General features: G+C 51.0%; 13 protein-coding genes. 6 read left to right on the forward strand and 7 right to left on the reverse strand.

Features of this window, described 5'->3' with window-relative positions:
• Positions 1-18 precede the first annotated feature (18 nt).
• Both ACFOMG_RS08845 and ACFOMG_RS08850 read left to right on the forward strand, forming a co-directional pair.
• Positions 19-711 (forward strand): Fic family protein, encoded by a 693-nt coding sequence (locus ACFOMG_RS08845; RefSeq protein ID WP_376866085.1) that lies wholly within the window; start codon positions 19-21, stop codon positions 709-711.
• 197 nt (positions 712-908) lie between these two features.
• A complete protein-coding gene (locus ACFOMG_RS08850) occupies positions 909-2,360 on the forward strand; it encodes a coniferyl aldehyde dehydrogenase (RefSeq protein ID WP_376866214.1) in 1,452 nt (483 codons plus the stop codon).
• A 185-nt stretch (positions 2,361-2,545) separates the two neighbouring features.
• On the opposite strand, the gene ACFOMG_RS08855 is transcribed toward ACFOMG_RS08850, so the two are convergent.
• The 3 genes from ACFOMG_RS08855 to ACFOMG_RS08865 form a co-directional block, all read right to left on the reverse strand.
• Positions 2,546-2,785, reverse strand: coding sequence for a DUF3297 family protein (locus tag ACFOMG_RS08855; protein WP_376866087.1), 240 nt, complete (start codon positions 2,783-2,785; stop codon positions 2,546-2,548).
• A gap of 91 nt (positions 2,786-2,876) precedes the next feature.
• The gene (locus ACFOMG_RS08860; RefSeq protein ID WP_376866088.1) at positions 2,877-5,936 is read right to left on the reverse strand and encodes a metallophosphoesterase; all 3,060 of its coding nucleotides are present in this window, start codon (positions 5,934-5,936) and stop codon (positions 2,877-2,879) included.
• 153 nt (positions 5,937-6,089) lie between these two features.
• Positions 6,090-6,839, reverse strand: a complete 750-nt coding sequence (locus ACFOMG_RS08865; RefSeq protein WP_376866215.1) for a tetratricopeptide repeat protein — start codon at positions 6,837-6,839, stop codon at positions 6,090-6,092.
• Positions 6,840-7,228: 389 nt separating this feature from the next.
• Between ACFOMG_RS08865 and ACFOMG_RS08870 the strand changes: the two genes are divergently transcribed.
• Together ACFOMG_RS08870 and ACFOMG_RS08875 are read left to right on the forward strand one after the other, a co-directional pair.
• Positions 7,229-9,349, forward strand: a complete 2,121-nt coding sequence (locus ACFOMG_RS08870; RefSeq protein ID WP_376866089.1) for a TonB-dependent receptor — start codon at positions 7,229-7,231, stop codon at positions 9,347-9,349.
• A 104-nt stretch (positions 9,350-9,453) separates the two neighbouring features.
• Positions 9,454-10,653, forward strand: a complete 1,200-nt coding sequence (locus ACFOMG_RS08875; RefSeq protein ID WP_376866091.1) for a PepSY-associated TM helix domain-containing protein — start codon at positions 9,454-9,456, stop codon at positions 10,651-10,653.
• Here the strand turns inward: ACFOMG_RS08875 and ACFOMG_RS08880 are convergent.
• On the reverse strand, positions 10,650-11,597 hold the full coding sequence (locus tag ACFOMG_RS08880) for a LysR family transcriptional regulator (protein WP_376866093.1): 948 nt from the start codon (positions 11,595-11,597) through the stop codon (positions 10,650-10,652). The two genes, ACFOMG_RS08875 and ACFOMG_RS08880, sit on opposite strands and share 4 nt — an antisense overlap.
• Before the next feature lie 94 nt (positions 11,598-11,691).
• On the opposite strand from ACFOMG_RS08880, the gene ACFOMG_RS08885 reads away from it, so the two are divergent.
• Positions 11,692-11,898 (forward strand): DUF2798 domain-containing protein, encoded by a 207-nt coding sequence (locus tag ACFOMG_RS08885; protein ID WP_376866095.1) that lies wholly within the window; start codon positions 11,692-11,694, stop codon positions 11,896-11,898.
• A gap of 25 nt (positions 11,899-11,923) precedes the next feature.
• Here ACFOMG_RS08885 and ACFOMG_RS08890 read toward each other — a convergent pair whose 3' ends face one another.
• From ACFOMG_RS08890 to ACFOMG_RS08900, 3 genes are all read right to left on the reverse strand, one after another.
• Positions 11,924-12,355 (reverse strand): hypothetical protein, encoded by a 432-nt coding sequence (locus ACFOMG_RS08890; RefSeq protein ID WP_376866097.1) that lies wholly within the window; start codon positions 12,353-12,355, stop codon positions 11,924-11,926.
• A gap of 93 nt (positions 12,356-12,448) precedes the next feature.
• The gene (locus ACFOMG_RS08895; protein WP_376866098.1) at positions 12,449-13,177 is read right to left on the reverse strand and encodes a hypothetical protein; all 729 of its coding nucleotides are present in this window, start codon (positions 13,175-13,177) and stop codon (positions 12,449-12,451) included.
• Between the two features lie 10 nt (positions 13,178-13,187).
• On the reverse strand, positions 13,188-15,683 hold the full coding sequence (locus ACFOMG_RS08900; RefSeq protein ID WP_376866100.1) for a hypothetical protein: 2,496 nt from the start codon (positions 15,681-15,683) through the stop codon (positions 13,188-13,190).
• A 285-nt stretch (positions 15,684-15,968) separates the two neighbouring features.
• Between ACFOMG_RS08900 and ACFOMG_RS08905 the strand changes: the two genes are divergently transcribed.
• The gene (locus tag ACFOMG_RS08905; RefSeq protein ID WP_376866101.1) at positions 15,969-17,897 is read left to right on the forward strand and encodes a hypothetical protein; all 1,929 of its coding nucleotides are present in this window, start codon (positions 15,969-15,971) and stop codon (positions 17,895-17,897) included.
• Positions 17,898-17,945 lie beyond the last annotated feature (48 nt).

The following is a 17,945-nucleotide window of genomic DNA, read 5'->3' on the forward strand; positions in this document are numbered from 1 at the left end:
CCTTCTGAGCCTCACTCTATGAACCAACAAGCTTTCGTTCAGATCAAACCCAATCAGGCCAAAGCCCTGATGCTGGCTAAGCATGACCTGTCTTCGTTGGTTCATAACGCCATTCAGCTGGAAAATATTAACTTCACCCTGCCTGAAGTTCAGACCATTCTCGATGGCATCACCATTGGCGGCAGCAAATTAACCGACCAGGTGATTACCGCAAACCAGGGCAAAGCCTGGAATGCTTTATTTGCCATGATCAAAAATGATGAGTTTGAAGTAACCGCAGACATCGCTTGTAAACTGCATGGTATTGCCGGACTGGAAGAAGCATTGGAATGGGGCCACTTCAGAACGGGTGGCGTTCTGATTGCAGGTACCAGCTACACTCCACCCAAAGCCGACTTATTGCCAGCTGCATTTGAAAAAATGGTCGACGATATGAATCAGCTGGATGATATTTACGATCAGGCAATTCATGTGTTTCTGACCATGGCGCGCAATCAGTTCTTCTGGGACGTTAATAAACGCATGGGCCGCTTTATGATGAATGGAGTGCTGCTGCAAGCAGGCTACCCGGCGATTAACCTGCCCGCCTCACGACAATTGGAGTTCAATCAGCTGATGCTGGATTTTTATGAATCGAATGAACAAGGACCTATGAATGCCTTTATGCGCTCATGCCTTGATCCCAGAGCCATCGAAATTATGCAGGAATAGATTCTGATATTAAAAAGCAAAACCGCCCCACTCTTCGAGTCGGGCGGTTTTTATTTGCCTGCGCCACCCTCTCTTCTCTCACTCCCTCCTCGCTCCCTCCAAACCGGCATTTCCAGCCAGTTTGTATACCCTCACCGCCCGACCAGAATTGACCGTATCTGGCTGTCGATTTACGCAGCAAACATGGGTAAACTCACCTGAGTAAATACTCTAATAATCAACAAAACCAATTACCTATGACTCCCTCTGAACGACTTCAGGCAACCTACAAGAAGCAATATGACGCTTCCCGCCAACACGCCTACCCGACCATTCAGGAACGCAAAGACAATCTGGAAAAGCTGGCGCAACTGCTGGAAAACAACCAGCAGCGCATTTGCGATGCGATTAATCAGGATTTTGGTGGCCGTTCCGCCAACGAAACCAAACTGCTGGAACTGACGCCGCTGCTGGGTTCGGTAACCTATGCCAAAAAACGTCTGAAAAAGTGGGCCAAACCCCAGCGCCGCCACGTTGGTCTGGCGTTTAAAGGCGCCAGTAACCAGCTGATTCCACAACCGAAAGGTGTGGTGGGTGTGGTAACGCCGTGGAACTACCCGCTGTTTCTGGCGTTAAGCCCGTGTGTCAGCGCACTGGCCGCCGGTAACCGCTGTATTGTGAAAATGGCCGCCAACTCGCAAAACCTGTGTCGCCTGATCGACGAACTGGTATCGGCGGTATTTGACGACACCACCTTGGCGGTGATTCCGGGCACCTCAGCGCGGGAATTCTCTTCCATGCCGTGGGATCACATGGTGTTCACCGGTTCTGCTGCCACCGGCAAAGTGGTGATGGAAGCGGCGTCGAAGAACCTCACGCCCGTCACGCTGGAGCTGGGTGGCAAATCGCCGACGATTATTGCGCCCGATTTTGATATCGCCACCGCCGCCGAACGTATGACCTTCACCAAGTTCCTGAATGCCGGCCAGACCTGCGTGGCACCGGACTACCTGTTTGTACCGGAAGGCAAAGTTGAAGAGTTCGTTAAACACGCCAAAGCGATTGTTGGCAGCCGTTACGACAGCGTTAACAACAACGACTTAACCGCCATCATTGATGAAGCGGCGTTTAATCGTTTAACCACCACGCTGGATGATGCCAAAGCCAAAGGCGCCGAGGTGATCAACCTGCTTAACGGTGACGACCGCAACAGTAAAGCGCAAAAGATTGCGCCACACGTCATCGTTAACCCAAGCGACGATATGATTGTAATGCAGGACGAAATCTTCGGCCCGCTGCTGCCAATCAAAACCTATAAATCGCTGGATGAAGTGGTGAACTACGTTAACGAGCGTGAGCGTCCGCTGGCGCTGTATATGTTTACCAATAACAAAGCGACGCAAAACGACCTGCTGTTCCGCACCCTCTCCGGTGGTGTGTGCATTAACGACAGCATGTTCCATGTGGCGCAGCACGATATGCCGTTTGGCGGTATTGGTAACAGTGGCATGGGCCACTACCACGGCATTGAAGGCTTTAAAGAGTTTTCTAAGCTGCGCCCGGTGTTTAAGCAATCGAGCATGACCTCCAAGATCATCCTGATGCTGGCACCGCCGTATGGCTCGCTGTTTAAGAACGTCACCGATCTGATGCTGAAGTTCCGGCTGTAGATTCTGGCCTGACCTTGCAGCCATAAAAAACCGCCCACCTTGCGAAAGGTTGGGCGGTTTTTTATATCCTGCATCCATGCAGTCTACCCTTCGGGCTCGCTACACTCATGCAAATCTGCCTTCCATGCAGGGTTTGTATTTGCCTGCCATTCAACGAAATAGCAGGCTGAGAAAAGCTGTGCGGCTTACTTATAGAACGCTTCGACTTCGCCTTTCAGGGTCATCAGCATTGGCCGGCCAAAACGGTCTTTGGCGGTTGGTGAGGATACTTTGATCCAGCCTTCGCTGATGCAGTATTCCTCAACGTTGGTGCGCTCTTTGCCGTTCAGGCGGATGCCCACTTCGTGTTCGAAGTATTCTTCTGCGTAGAACTTGCTTTTTGGGTTAACAGACAGGTGGTCTGGCAGGGTTGGCTTGTCGCTCATTGTTACTACCTGGGGGTTGATAAAGGGTAAAAACGAGCGACATTGTAGGGGGGATAAACGGTTCAAACAAGCCGTAGCATATAACTTATCCTTAGCTCACAAGCTTGGTCTTTTTACTCCTTTTTTGATATCCAATCTTGTGCTGCATATCTAACTTGTACCCTAATTCAGATTGTAACCATTGCATATCTTGTTCAGAAGTTTTATATAAATGCAACCTATTTATAATCAAGAGATTTAATATCTTTGAAACAAGCATATTATCTTTGTTTTTTCGGTAGAATTTTCCAATCTTATTTCGATCAATTGATTTGTAATTATCCAAAGATATCGCAATCCCCATCAACTCCATTGACAATGCATTACTTGTAGAAATTGCACCAGGTATATCAGCACTCAGAGCATCCGAATTTGCGACTTGAGCAGTTCTTAAGATAAAAGAAGCAGACACAGCCTGTATTATCTGAGAAACAACCAATCTAGCAAAAACCTCTCTATCACCCTCACTTATATCCCCTGACTTATTTGAAATATTATTCTCTATAGCTTCGACAAGAGCATTTGGATGCGCCTCTAGAAAACCGTAAAAATCCTGCAAAGCGCGCAATGGAGCATTAAACATACTTTTCAACACTTCAACTTTTTTAAATCTCTCGAAACTTGTTGGATTAGCCTTTAAAACCTCACCTAAAATTTCAATTGTCTTAAAAAGCATCGTCAGCTTAGACATCCCATCTATATTTGCAACATCATCAAACTTTTCTGTTCTTTCAAATTCTGATTGATCTATAGCTGAGTCACGGTGCTCACTCAACCTCATTCTAGATTCAACAGGATCTTTCTTCGAGTATTCGAGATGAGGGGCGTGTCTAATAAGCTCACATATAATACTATTTTCGTCATTGAAATTAGCAATTTCATGATCATTAAATATATTGTCAGCAGCATTCTTCAGTAGCACTAGTATATTATCAGAACTGGCATGATGTGCTAGAAACAGGATTGTATTCGCATACTTTTTCACATACAAATGCTTTACATAATTCTCAACATCTCGCTGAACATCTTCAGCCAGTATGTACTTAGCCATAAATCGACCAATAAGAAAGTAATAATTGTAGGAGTATCTAAACTCGTAGTAATCTCCATTTCTCACCAAGACCTTAGCCCTCAAAAGAAGCCTCTCTTTCTTAGAAAAATCTACCTCCTGCCAAGTTTTTGAAAATTCATCATTAAATTCTAAGAATTCTGATTTCGAAATAGAAGTAGTATCCCTTACATTGAAAAATCTAGCCAAATGCATCGCATAGTCAAACTCCTGACCAATTAGATCTTTTCCTACGCCAGCGTCCAAATAACTTTGACTTAATAAAAAGTTATAATAGTCTCCTAGCGCACTATCCAGAAGCTTTGATGCTTGACCGGCCTCAATGCTTTGCAAGAAAGTCAGAATAAATATAGGATGAGGGGAAACAATACTCCTATCCATTACTATATCCATAAGCCTTTCAGCTGTCGTGCATTTTGCTACGACATCACCCTCCGACTCCGAATCCAATTGCCCTAAGGTATACCATTTATTTATAAGTTCAGTTCTCTTCCTGTAACCAAACTGTTCAATTTCATAATGATCAAAGTCAGAGAATACAGACCTCCTCTGATCCGACATCAACTCTCCGACCTCAAAGAATTTATCAACTGTCACTATGACTTTATCAAAAGAGGAATATAGATGATTAAAAATTGACTCTCGCCCCTTATATGACTTAACCTTAGTTTCATTAAAGTCATCTATCAACAAAATCTTTTTATCTCTTTCTTTTTGAAGAAAGACCTCATAGGAACCATCCTTTCCATATTGATAGTCTACTGCCTTCTTAATTTGATGATTAACATTATCAAGTGTCGACTTTTTAAAGTTACTCCCCTTAATGAATACGGGCATATACCCTTGGTTCAAATACTTCAGCATCAATGAATAGAGGAGACTAGAGGAACCACAGTTATCTTCTCCACTTAATATCGTCCCTTTAGACAACTCACCAGGTTTTATCATAAAGCACGATGATTGGAAGGTACTCTTACCTCCTCCATCTTCTTTTCCTTTTTGTTTTAGTTCCTGATAAACAAAAATATCAGACAACCGGAGATTAGAAGCGTTGCTATTCTTGAAACAAGCACCTGGATCCTCGACTTTGTCAAAAAATTCCTCACTGAAAGATAAGGAATTATCAAACCCCTCATTCCCAGTCATGACTCTAACCTGAGAAGCAATATACATATCGCTATCGAGATCATATGCATAAATACTGTATTCTTGCCCTCCAGTTGTAACATCAAAGTCGATCACAGAAAAGCCGGACTCATGAGTACTTCGGTCCTGAAGAACGGAAGCTTCAAAATTCGAAGTTTCTCCTGATTCTATATCTGAGTAATCAACTGCATTTGGAACGTGCTCATGACCTGTAAATACCATATTACACATCGGTCGCACGCTATTCCTGAAAGATCGACCAGATGAATGGAGAAGCCAATTCAATGGGTGGTGCATTAGCAAGATCCGGTAATCACACCCCTCATTAATCATTTTCTTAGAGTACGATTCAAAGGGATAAACCAGCTCACCCTGACATTCTCTTAATTTAGAGCACCATGATAGGTTGACACTTTCAAATGCAATAACTTTCCCGCCATATGTTATTTCTTTTTGTCTCCATAACTTATCTCCCTTACTCTCAGGGGAAATCTTGTTTTCAAATTCGAAATATGATTCCTGGTGATTCAAACAACTTAGAATCACCTCCTCATCCACCTCCTCTACATTATCTTCTATTATTTTATCTATCATAAAGCTTCGAGTAGGATCCGACTTAAATTCACAATCATGATTCCCTGGACATATAACAAAATCTATATTAACGTCCCTCTCTTTTTCTAAATTACCTTTAATACTAAAGAGAAATTTTTCTGCCAATTCATATTGTTCTCGTGTTCCTTTATTCGCTACGTCTCCAGATATCATAAGAACTACATGCCCACCATCTTGAGCATGTTTAAAGATTGCACGTGATATTTTTTCACTTCGACTTAGTATAAAGTCTCTCTCATCTTCAATGTGAATATCACTCAAATGAACTATTACTAATGACATTTTAAATCCTTCAAACAAGCCCCTATTAACAGGGGTTCAATAAATCGGTACCCACTACAAATAAACTCTATGGAGTACATCCTTAAAAACACCAAGGCCAACCAAATCGAATAACACGCCTGGAAGAGTCAAAAAAACATTCCTCCCAAGAGACTAATAACCTTCACCCAACCTCTTCAAATTTGCCCGAACAACTTCATCATTCGGATTAATCTCCAGCGCTTTCTCATAATACTCACGCGCCTTATCTTTCTTACCCGTCACCGCATAAAAAGAACCCAAATTGGCATAGCCATATACCTTCCTCGGGTAATACTGAATCAAAGCTTCAGAAAGCCTGACCAACATCTGATCGGTCTCGGGAGTTTCAAGCCGAAACAACTTACTGCTGTATGGCAGCACACTCTGAATCATAAATTCCTCCGGCGTATCATCCGCCATGCCACCGACTTTCCCCCACCGCCAGTTATTGTCGATTTCACGCGATACTTTCAGCAGATTAATAAGCTGCTCGGTAGCGATGTGCCATTCGCCCATACGGGAAGCTACGGCGGCAATGCCCAGCTGAATATCGAGGTATTCGGGAAACGACTGAAGATTTCCCTGTGCCTGACGGATCACATCAATGACGGCCGCTTTATCAACGACCAGTTGGCTTTTTTGATTCGCCAGAAAAGCATGATTCAACATCAGAACCGTATAATCCGGGTCGGTTTTGGCAAGTTCAGAATGTTCTTTCAGAAACACGGCGACCGGTTCAAATTGCTCGCTCTGCAACTGTGATAACACATGTTCAAACTGTGCTTGTTGCAGTGCTTTTGCCGGTAAGCTGGTGAACACCAGACACAACGCCATAGTCATGGCAGTAGTACCCCGCTTAATCGAGGTAAGTAGTGTGACCATCACACGAGATCCTTGTTATTCCCTGTCTACCCCTACCCTCTTACCCTCAAGAGCAGTACAACCCTGGCAGACTCATTTATATTGATCCCGATATTACCAAATATTTATATCAATGAAATGGCATTAGACGCCAAATGGCCATCAAACCACTACACCTACAGCTTTCTGCCAGTATTCAATCAGCTTACTCCCGGCCTGCTCATACAACGCCGACTTCAGGAGGTGATGGTAAACAGAGACCAAGCGCTGGAGTGTCGTTTCTGAAAATATCCCTGCACAAACACCTGAATCCCCGCTGCCCCGTCTCATACCAAAACCTTACATTTCCCCTCCCTTTAATACATAATGCGAATCCTTCTCATAAGCGCTAAGTTTTTAAGGATCAGGATATGAGTCTCTCCGTTGCCCTGCTGACCATGGCCACCGCCGTCAGCGACGCCAACAATACCGCCACAGACCTCGTCGATCTCGACAATGTGATTGTCTCCGGCAGCCGTTCCAGCGAGCGGGTTGCCACCATCCCGGCCTCCATTGATGTGCTGGATCAGCAAACCATCGAAGAAAGCCTGAAGGTATCGCCGGAAATCCAGCAGCTGTTATCGATTAAAGTGCCGGGCTTTTCCCCGGCCAAAGCCAGCACCAGTAATTCCGGGCTGAAACTGCGTGGCCGTAACGCCCTGATTCTGATCGACGGCGTACCCCAATCAACACCGCTGCGTAACGGCGCGCTGGGTGTGCGCACCATCGATGCTGCTGCCCTGCAACGGATTGAAGTGGTTAAGGGTTCGTCATCGTTATACGGCCACGGCGCCTCCGGCGGCCTGGTTAATTACATCACCAAACAACCGGCCCCGGATGCGGCTTTCTCTGGCGATATTGGCCTGAGCACGCGCTTTTCTGCGGTGGAGTTTGAAGACAGCCTGAGTAAACGCATCGACTCCACAGTCAGTGGTACTGTCGGGCAGTTTTCCTATCTGGTCAGCGGCGCCTACGACAGTTACGGCGAACAAAAAGACGCCGACGGCGATACTCTGGGTCTGGTATACGGTTTATCCGACCTTGATACCCAGAATCTGTTAACCAAGCTGGGCTGGGCCTTTGATGAGCAACAACGCATTCAGCTGAGCTACAACTATTTTGATTCCCAGCAAGACACCAACCTGATCGACCAGACCGGCAGTTACGACGAAGGCCGCAAAACCATTGCCGTCGATAACAGCACCGGTACCGCGCGTCCGGGTGACCCGCAGGGTCCGAAAGACAATTACAACCTGATGCTGAAATACAGCCACGATGAAATCTTTGCCAACACCTCACTGTCGGTGGATGCTTATCAGCAGCGGATTAAAAATATCTTTTTCTTCAGTACTGCGCTGGCCAATCCGGACGAAGGATACAGCGGTGGCCAGTCATTGATTAAGTCGGAAAAACAAGGGCTAAGAACCGATTTATCCACCCTGATCCGCGTTGGCGAATTTGAAAACCGCATCACCTACGGTGTCGATTATCTGCAGGACGTCAGCTCCCAGCCGCTGGTCGACGGCCGTATCTGGGTACCGGAAATGGATATGACCAACGCCGCCGCTTACCTGCAGAACAATTTAAACTGGAACGATGAGTGGATGATTAAAGCCGGTGTGCGTTATCAGCAAACCGATATTGAGGTCGACGATTACAACACCTTAAAACTGTGTCGTGATGCCAGCACCTGTTCGACGCCGTTTGCGGTCAAAGGTGGCGAGTTAGATTACGATTTAACCACCTATAACCTCGGTATTCGTTATACCGCGAACCCACTGTTCAGCCCGTTTATTAATTATTCCGAAGGTTACGATATTTCCGACCTGGGGCGATTATTACGCAGTGCTACGGTTACCGATCTGGCAGACGTAGAAACCGAAGCCTCAAAAGTTGAGCATCTGGAAATCGGTGCCAGCAGTGATGTCGGCAATCTGCACCTGGAGTTTGCCGTTTACCAGAGTACCTCGACGCTGGGGACTTCCACGGTAGAAGATCCGTCCAGCGGTGTGTATCTGCCGGTGCGTGAACCACAGGATATTATCGGCGCCGAAATGCTGGCCGATTACCGCTTCAGTTCTGGTACCGTGGTGGGCATGACCTACAGCCATATCCGCGGCGAAAACCCCGACACCAACGATCCGCTGAGCAACCGTTTTATCAGCCCGGATAAAATGACGGCGTTTGTCGACTGGCCGGTTAACCACGCAATTACTGTTAATGCCGACATGACACACATCGGTGAGCGCAACGAATTCGACCCTAACGATCAGGGTAAATACGCAAACTACGAAGGTCCGATTAAAGGCTATCAGCTGGTCAATGCACGCATCACTTATCAGGCCAGCGACTGGCAGGTGTACAGCGGTATCGAAAATCTGCTCAACGAAGATTATTTCCCGGTGGCGTCACAAACCCTGACCACCAATGCCAGCTATTACACCGAAGGTGCCGGCCGCACCATCGTGCTGGGCAGCCGCTGGCAGTTCTGATTATTGATAAACCACGTTAGAATGATGGCCCGCTCCGCCGGCGACACAACGCCTGCCGGGCGGGACAGCACAACAATCTCTTTTATTTCGAACAAGAAGATTTTATGTTCAGCCACGCCCGACAAAAACAACGTTTTGTTACCCTGCATCGTTACCTGGGTTTAACCGCGGCGTTATTTCTGATCATTACCGGCATTACCGGTGCGCTGCTGGCGTATTATCATGAGCTGGACGAATGGCTCAACCCGACGTTATTTTTTACCCCGCAAACAGCCTCCCAACAGGGAGACAATTATTTACCCGCCAGTGAGCTGTACCACGCCGCACAACAATACAGCGCCCGCTACGGCGGCAACATCAGCACCGTGGCACTGGATTTCAGCCCGGGAAAATCCCTGCGTTATTACGTCAGTGGCAGCGAGCAGTTTAACCGGGTATTTATCAATCCTTATACCGCCGAGGTCATGGGCAGCCGTACCTGGGGCGATTTATCGCAAGGTATTGGCAATCTGCCGGGTTTTATTTACAAGCTGCATTACACCTTATGGTTGCCCGACCGCTGGGGCGTGTTATTACTCGGCATCATTGCCCTGCTGTGGACGCTCGATTGTTTTATTGCCATCGCCACCACCTTACCGGTCAGCAAACAACCTTCGCTGCGTCAGTTTTTCAGCCGCTGGCAACAGAGTTTTAAAATGCGCTGGCACAGCCGCGGCTTTTCTTTTCATTTTTTATTACATCGTGCCGCGGGCTTATGGTTGTGGGCATTATTATTTATTTTTGCCTGGTCATCGGTAGCGTTTAACCTGCGCGACGTTTATAAGCCAGTGACCAATACCTTATTCAGTGCCGCGCCGGCGGCGCCAGTCACAGGCCATCAGCTGCCGCCGATGAACATCGACCAGGCGTTAAACGCCGCCCGCCAGGCACGGGGTGCGGCGATTCAGCAGCAGGCACAGCAACAACCTGAGCAGCCCATCCACAGTGGCCGTGAACGATCGTTGCGTTATATTGCCAGCGCCAATACCTTTCAGTACCGCTTTCATTCATCCCGCGATGTCGATGCCGATATCGCCCGCAGCGTGGTCTACATCGACGCTCATAATGGCGAACTATTAGCCAGTTACTGGCCCAGCGGCCAGTATTCCGCCACCACGGTCACCCAGTGGTTATACGCCTTACATATGGCCGAGGTGTTTGGCTGGCCGTATCAGTTACTGGTGTGTTTATTGGGATTGATGGTGGCGTATTTCAGTTATTCCGGGGTCAAAATCTGGTGGCATAAACGCCGCAAGCGGCGTTAGCCGGAAATATTCCCCGTCATCTCAGGGCCGGGCAATTCGCCCTGTAATTCGGCGATACCGGCCATTTGCTGGCGCAGATAATCGCGCAGACAGCGGGCCCGGGCACTGAGCAACCGGCCATCCGGCCAGACCGCATAAATATCCCGTAACGGCCCGCGCCATCCAGGCAGCAACGGCACCACCTCGCCACGGGCCAGCGCTTCGCCCACTTCACTGTAGGGCAGCAGGCTGATACCGAGGTTATGCACCACCAAATCCAGTGCCATCCGGATATTGGTGACCCGGGTGCTGGCACGCGGATGAATTTCCAGCTGTTGCTGGCCGTCACTTAACTGCCACACCGGCAAACGTTCAAACACCACCAGCCGCCGACGATTCAGTTGCTGCGGCAGTTGCGGTAACGCCTGTTGCTGCTGCAGCTGTTGCGCCAGCCCGGTGCCGATAAACAAGCCGGTACGCACCTGCCCCAGCCGCTGCTGAGTCAGGCCGGAATCCGGTTGTGGACCAATACGGATCGCCAGATCAACCTGCTGGGCCTGTAAATCGACGGTCTGATCCGACAACAACATGGTCAGCTCTATGTCAGCATGTTGCTGAACAAAGCGGCGCCAGATCGGCCGTAATAAACCAATCGATAAGGTACTGGGCGCAGAGACGGTCAGCGGTCCGCTGAGTTCGTGGGTTTGTTGCTGTAACTGCTGAAGTGTCGCGCCCCAGTCGTCACTGCGGGCCGCAAATGCCTGATAATAAGCCTCACCGGCACTGCTGAGCTGAAAACGGCGCGCCGAGCGATACACCAGCGTCACCCCCAGTGCCTGCTCCAGTTTTTTCAGCCGCCGGCTGACCGTTGCCGCCGGAATCCCCTGCTGTTCGGCCAGTGCCGCCAGGCTGCCAGCCCGTACCAGCTGCACAAACAGCTGGATATCGTCGAATGATGATTCCATTTTTGGTTTTTAAGATTCAGATTTGCCGTCTTAATTTCATTGCAAGCATGTCATAAAGTAGCGGCCGTCACCAACACTGCGGAGTATTCCCGAGATGAAACAACGTATTGCCTTCACCTTTGCCATGTCACTGGTGTTATCAACCCTGATGAGCTGCTGGGTGACGTATCTGAACCTCGGGCTGGTGCCCGATTTCCTGCTGCGCTGGGGCAAAGCTTTTGTGCTTGCCTGGCCGGCCGCTGCCAGCATCGCTTTTGTTTTCGGCCCCCGCATTCAGCGCTGGTCGCAAAAATTTGCCTGACCCGACAACAAAACAAGCGCTGGTGTTACGCCACCAGCGTGGCTGACAGAATCGCCAGCGACAAATAACCAAACCCCAGAGTGGCGGGCACAAACCCCAGACACACCAGTAAACGCCCCAGCAGACTGTCGCTGTTGCCCATTTTCGGGTTGATGGCTTTGGCGATAAAACCCGCCGGGTTATACAACACACCGACGCAATAGATCACAATCACCCAATCGGGAATGGTCAGCGCCAGATGTTCCACCACCAGGTAATACATACCGGTCAGGGCCGTCATAATGGTGTAATCAACGTGCGAGCGGATCAGGTTATGGCTGGCCGGAAACAGCTTCTTCAGCGCCCCGACTTTGGCGTACAGAATCAGGGTAACCAGCCAGGCTTCCGCCAGCGCAATTAACATCATGATGGCGGCGCTGATTAACAGCCAGCGCGGGCCGATTTCGGGTAGTTCCACGATAATTCCTCTGAGTGACCGGAGCGCAGCACGATAACGCCGCCGGCAGCGGCAGCGCCATTGCCGCGCCGGACAACACTATGGTATTTCCGGTCAGCCCTCCCACACCCGCGCATTGCGGTCGTGCTGATAGTCGTCGAGGCTGAAATAATCCTGGCTGCCGGCACTGGGGTAATAAAAATCATTACGGGCCAGCTGAGCCAGATCGAGGCATTGCTCGTTAAACGTCTGCGCCAGACAAGCCCCCTGCTGCAGCCAGCGCTGCAACAAAGATTCATGAATCAGGATCACATTGTTCTGCGCAGCCAGATGCAGCGGCAATAATAACCGCTGTTCCTCAGCGACCTGTGCCAGGCGCTTTTCTGCCCGGGCCGGAGATAACGCCTTATGGAAACACAGTGCGCTGAAGCCGTTGTGCTGAGTACCGGTGGCATCGTTTAAGGTAGCGCGGGTGCGGGTAATGCCCAACACCGGGGCAAACTCAATGCCATCGAGCAGGTCATCACGCAGCATATACACCAGCGTGCGTCCCCAGCAGCGGCTGATGACAGGCATCCGCAGTGGCTGGCCCTTCAGCCGGGCGGTTAATAACGCCGCTTCATCGCCGCCACGGCAACTGTCATCGGGCTTAAAGCTCAGCGCCTCATCAACAAACAACTGTGGCACCTGACGCTGGTCGGTGTGTGGCTGCCAGATAAAATCGTATTCGTTTAAATACGGAAAATGTTCGTCGCCATAGTCCGGATGTTTGTCGTAGATATCACCGGGGAAAAAAGGTTGCAGCGGTCGGTAATGCTGCAAAATTCCGTTTTGATTTAACATAATGACGCCCTCAGTCGATATCGTTCAGTTGTTGTTGCAGCTCTGCCAGGGTATTCGCCAGCCGTTGCTGGCCCTCGTTATTCAGCTCATTGAGCGTCAGTCCGGCACGTTGTTGCGGCGTCAGGCTGCCATCATGGCAACAGCTGTCTAAGGTCAGCTCCAGCGCGATTGTCTGCAGCAGGCGTTTGCCACGGCTGGGATGTAAGGTCAGCAGTCTGATCAGCCGTAAACGTCGCTGCGGCTCGGTTTCTGTACGCAACAGTGGTAACAGCTGTGGCTGATACGGGTTGCCATCCTGCTGGCGGATATCCAGCTGTTTGGTCACCAGCAGAGGTTCGGCCTGACGGCGGTAAGTAGCAAAGTCGGTCTCACCAGCAATAAACTGCAGGCTCAGCTGCGTGAGCAGCCCGATGTTCTTGTGGCTGTCATCAAGATTCAGGTTACGGGCATGGTAATACAACTCCGCCAACGCCTGTGGCCATAAGTCTGGCAGCGGCGAGCGGAACTGTGCATCCTTCAGATACACATCGAGATAGAACGCCTGAGCGGCGGGCCAGTACAACCGCTGAATGCCCTGATCCCACTGTGCACGTTGTGCTTCATCGGCGGCTAAGTAGCTATCCAGCAGCTGCCAGTACTCATCGTCGTTGGCTTCTTTTTTCGCCAGCCGCATCTTAAACGCATAGAGGTCACCAGCCTCTGGCCGGGCGCTGTGCAGCGCAAAATAAAAGCCTCTTTTGCGGCCGTCGTCGGCAAAGCCACGGAAACCATCGCGCACCAACCGGCTGGCACAGGATAACGTCGCCTGCGGCGCCAGCTTCAGAAACAGTTTTACCAGACGTAACGCCTGACACTCTTCATCCGAGAATACCCGATACCAGGCGGCGGCTAACACCGGCAGAAACTTACTGGTGGCACTGAGGGCATCATAAGCCGGCTGGTTGAAGTCGCGCTGTGACTGATAACCTTCCAGCTCCAGCTGCTGACTGAGTTTTTCTGCCAGCGGTTCCAACAGCTGCTCTTCGCTGTAAAGATAAGGACGGAACTCCGCTGGCAACGGCTGGCCGTTTTCGGTGTATCGCTCCAGCGTTTCTTCGGCCAGATTGGCCAGCGAACCATCCACCCGCTTAAACAGGGCTTTACTGTAATCGTCGTAGATGTCTTCGTCGTAGTCGCACCAGCACATCAATGCCGCCAGCAGCAGCGCCTGCGGTGTATCATCGACCCACCACTGACTCAGGTCCGCGACCGCGCGGTTTTCTTCCCGCAACGCCAGCAGCATTTTCAGCTGATCATAATCGGCACTGTAAAACCGTTTCAGGCTTTTCATCAAACGTTGTAGTTTGGCCTGCTGGTTGCTACTGATGACCCCTTCTTCAGGGGTTTCGTCGCCGCCGAAGCGCTGATGATACTGCGCCGCAGTCAGGCATGCCGTGTCGTCGTCTTCCACCAGCATTTCATACAGTGTCTGCGACAGCGGCTGCTGATCAAGCAGGTGATAAAAAATATCCAGCAGACGCAAAAACAGCTGCTGATCCGCCTCATCATCACTGTCTTCCAGCAATGCTTCGGCCGCGTGCTGCAACACCTCATCCAGATCTTCGGCCAGCTCGATCTGATCGCTGACACCGGATAACTGCTCACACAGGTGCTGATAAAACGCCGGCGCAACCTGGTGTGCATGAGCAAAAATCAGCACCTGATCCAGATCCAGCAGGATATTTTGCTGCTGCAATTGTTCCAGACCTTCACCGCTTAACAGGTAACACCATAAGGCTTCGCCCCCCGGCAGATGCCAGATAAACGGCGCCAGTAGCTCCAGCGAGGCTACAGGCGGCCTGGCGACGCCGTCTTCCACCAGCTCAGCCGTTGCCGCTTGCCAGGGGCATAACTGCGCCTGTTCCTTGTCAGTCTCATCTCTCTCTGCTTGCCGTCCGGCCGGATTCACCGTCAGGGCCGATTTCAGCCGGCTCACAACGGAACTGAATAAACCACTTTTTTCGGCTGCGTCTGACTGTGCCGTCTGACGATACGCCGCCAGACCAGGCCAGCGGCTGCGGTCGGTAAAATCGTTAATCGCCACCCGGCCGTCGGCGCCAACACTTAACGCCTGTGGCTGCTCCCCGGTCATCAGCCACAACAGCTGCTGCCAGCCCTGGGTATAGGTGTCCAGCGGGTCAGCCAGCGGGTTATGACGAAACACCGACACATAACCGTTTAACGACTGCAGCGCTGCCGCCAGGGCATCGGCCAGGACTTCGGCTTCCTGACTGTCTCCCCAGCACGCGCTCCAGTACAACCGGCTGTCCGTGCTGACCGGGCTGGGCTGCGCCAGCGCCTGTTCGCTTTGCTGCACGGCCTGCTGCACACGTTGCAACACACGCTCCGGTGCTGCGTCGGCATAAATAAACAACAAACAGGGATCGTCGTAATCCCCCAGCTGAGCCAGCTGCTGGCGTTCATGATCGCCTGGCTCGGGTAAGGTAAACGGGGTGTTTTGAGACATAAAAAATAACTTAAAAATAACTTAATGACTGAACAAAATAACCGGCCAGTAATTCACTGACTAAGCTATCAATAATAACAGGCCTGTCATCACTCTGTCGCATGCCACGATCATTTTATCTGTCGTTTCGTGATCGCCTTGGCACGGCTGTGGTCGCCCGCCAGAGACGTTATTAAGAAAAATAACAGTATTCTGCCTGAAGTTTGATCTGACGCTTTGGCCGATCGCCGATTCCGCCCTACACTGAGGCTTATTCTGTTCCCGAGCCGCCAAGGAGACGCATCTATGCTGGCCCAACTGCCTGGTTTTACCTCTGTTTTTCCCGCCCAAACGGCCATTAATCCACTGTTCGGCCTGCCCGCCAAAGCCTTGTCCGCCGATGACATGGCACTGGCGCTGTTACCGGGGCCAGCTGATAACCCTGCCGGGCTGCAGGGTGCGCGCCATTGGCAAAGTGAACTGAACGGCATCTGGCTGAAGCAGCTGTTAACCACCAGCCAGCTGCAACAACGCGCGTTAACCCCGTTCGGCTTCACCTCCGACTGGGCGCTGCAATGGGCCCGGCCACTGATACAAGCCACCGAACAATCGGTTGGCCAGCACGAAAATCCCGACCTGGTGGCGCGCGACAATCAACGCATCGAAGGCGATTACGCCGCAGCACTAAAAGCGCTGGTGGGTTATTTCAGCCAGCCTGATCCGGACGCCGAAGACGACCGCTTATGTTTTGCCAGCGAGACCTGCCAGTGGGCGCGGGAAACACTGGCCGGCCAAACCTGGCTGGCAACTCAGCTGCACAGTTTTGCCCTGCTGGAGTGGCAGTATCACAGCCTGGGTCAGACCCATTTAGCAGCGCTGAAAAATCTGTTGCGTTCGTTATTGCAGGTGCTGGCGCAGCAACCCTTCAGCGATCCGCAACAACAGCCCTTTCGTAAAGCCGACCGCGATGGCAACTGGCGGGAAACCGATCAGCAATATCTGCACGATTGCAGTCGCCGGTTGCTGGAATTATTGCAACACGACGCCTTTGACGTCGCCCGTTTTGCAGCCCAGTCCCCCTGTGCCCGGTTAGGCGCGTGTGAATGGCACAGCGTACCCGGCTCCGAGCTGTACACGGCCCGGCTGCGCCATTACCCCCGCCCCGACGGCGTTAAAGCCAATGGCAAAACCCTGTATATGGCCAGCCCGATGATTAACCGCTGTGAGTTATTTGATCTGGCACCGGGCAAATCCGTGGTGGAAGGCATGCTGGCGCTGGGTTACGACCTGTACATGGTCGATTACGGCGATCCGGGGCCGGAACAAAGTGAGCTGGGGCTGGCGTTTTATGCCAAAACCATCCACGACCAATACCTCGATCTGGTATTGCAGCGGCATCCGCAGCAGGATATCGAGGTCATGGCCTATTGTATGGGTGGCACTCTGTTTATGCCCTATCTGGCGCGGCGTATCGAAGAAGCCAACATCAGCGGCGACGATATCCGCATCCGCCAGGTGGTACTGATGACCACGCCGGTGTTATTCGATGACGAAGACAGCGGCCATAAACCGATGCGTGATTTAATCCGCAACGATTACGACGCCGATATCATGGCTTTGTTTTACGGTCATGCAAATGTTTCGCCGTTTGCCATTGGCCTGGGGATGAACAACATTCAGCCCGGGGTGGAACAAAGTGCGCCGGAAGGCTTTTTCAGCCGCGCCCACGTACCGGGGGCGATTGAAGATGCCGCACCGTTTCTGAAATGGCTCAGCAGTGGCACCCGCTTCCCGGCCCGCGCCCACCGGGAATGGATTCAGCGGGTCTTTATGGGTAACGAAATCTGGCGCAACGAATTCCGCCTGCCGTCACGCTATCCGCAGCTGGATAACCAGCCGGTGAATATGGACGCGTTAAACCGGGCCGACATCGCGTTGTTTGATTATTGTGGTCTGCGCGATCCGATTGCTCCGGCCGGTTCCTGTAAAACCAGCGAACGCTGGGGACGGCTGGAAAACAACCAGCGGCTGGTGCGTGAAGGTCTGAACCGCCATATCGAAAAAAACATCGGCCATATTTTTGTCGTCAGCCGTAAGTTGTTAACCGAGTTTCTCGATACCGTAGCCGATTTTCTGGCCGATGAACCACCCGCCTATCAGGGCCATCACAACGGCGATCCGGGCGCTGACAAACATCCCAACAACACCTCTGCCAGGGCCGGCAAACAGCCGTGATCGCCGCTCCGGCGGCATTGGGCTCGGTCTGGCGCTGGTGAATACCGC

Origin of the sequence: Bacterioplanoides pacificum, assembly GCF_042648445.1 — a bacterium.
Taxonomy (GTDB): domain Bacteria; phylum Pseudomonadota; class Gammaproteobacteria; order Pseudomonadales; family Oceanobacteraceae; genus Bacterioplanoides; species Bacterioplanoides pacificum.

Excerpts from the sequence above, each read along its gene's own strand:
- ACFOMG_RS08845 (WP_376866085.1), top strand. The coding sequence starts at position 19 with ATGAACCAACAAGCTTTCGTTCAGATCAAACCCAATCAGGCCAAAGCC.
- ACFOMG_RS08855 (WP_376866087.1), bottom strand. The coding sequence starts at position 2,785 with ATGAGCGACAAGCCAACCCTGCCAGACCACCTGTCTGTTAACCCAAAA.
- ACFOMG_RS08860 (WP_376866088.1), bottom strand. The coding sequence starts at position 5,936 with ATGTCATTAGTAATAGTTCATTTGAGTGATATTCACATTGAAGATGAG.
- ACFOMG_RS08865 (WP_376866215.1), bottom strand. The coding sequence starts at position 6,839 with ATGGTCACACTACTTACCTCGATTAAGCGGGGTACTACTGCCATGACT.
- ACFOMG_RS08870 (WP_376866089.1), top strand. The coding sequence starts at position 7,229 with ATGAGTCTCTCCGTTGCCCTGCTGACCATGGCCACCGCCGTCAGCGAC.
- ACFOMG_RS08875 (WP_376866091.1), top strand. The coding sequence starts at position 9,454 with ATGTTCAGCCACGCCCGACAAAAACAACGTTTTGTTACCCTGCATCGT.
- ACFOMG_RS08880 (WP_376866093.1), bottom strand. The coding sequence starts at position 11,597 with ATGGAATCATCATTCGACGATATCCAGCTGTTTGTGCAGCTGGTACGG.
- ACFOMG_RS08885 (WP_376866095.1), top strand. The coding sequence starts at position 11,692 with ATGAAACAACGTATTGCCTTCACCTTTGCCATGTCACTGGTGTTATCA.
- ACFOMG_RS08895 (WP_376866098.1), bottom strand. The coding sequence starts at position 13,177 with ATGTTAAATCAAAACGGAATTTTGCAGCATTACCGACCGCTGCAACCT.
- ACFOMG_RS08900 (WP_376866100.1), bottom strand. The coding sequence starts at position 15,683 with ATGTCTCAAAACACCCCGTTTACCTTACCCGAGCCAGGCGATCATGAA.
- ACFOMG_RS08905 (WP_376866101.1), top strand. The coding sequence starts at position 15,969 with ATGCTGGCCCAACTGCCTGGTTTTACCTCTGTTTTTCCCGCCCAAACG.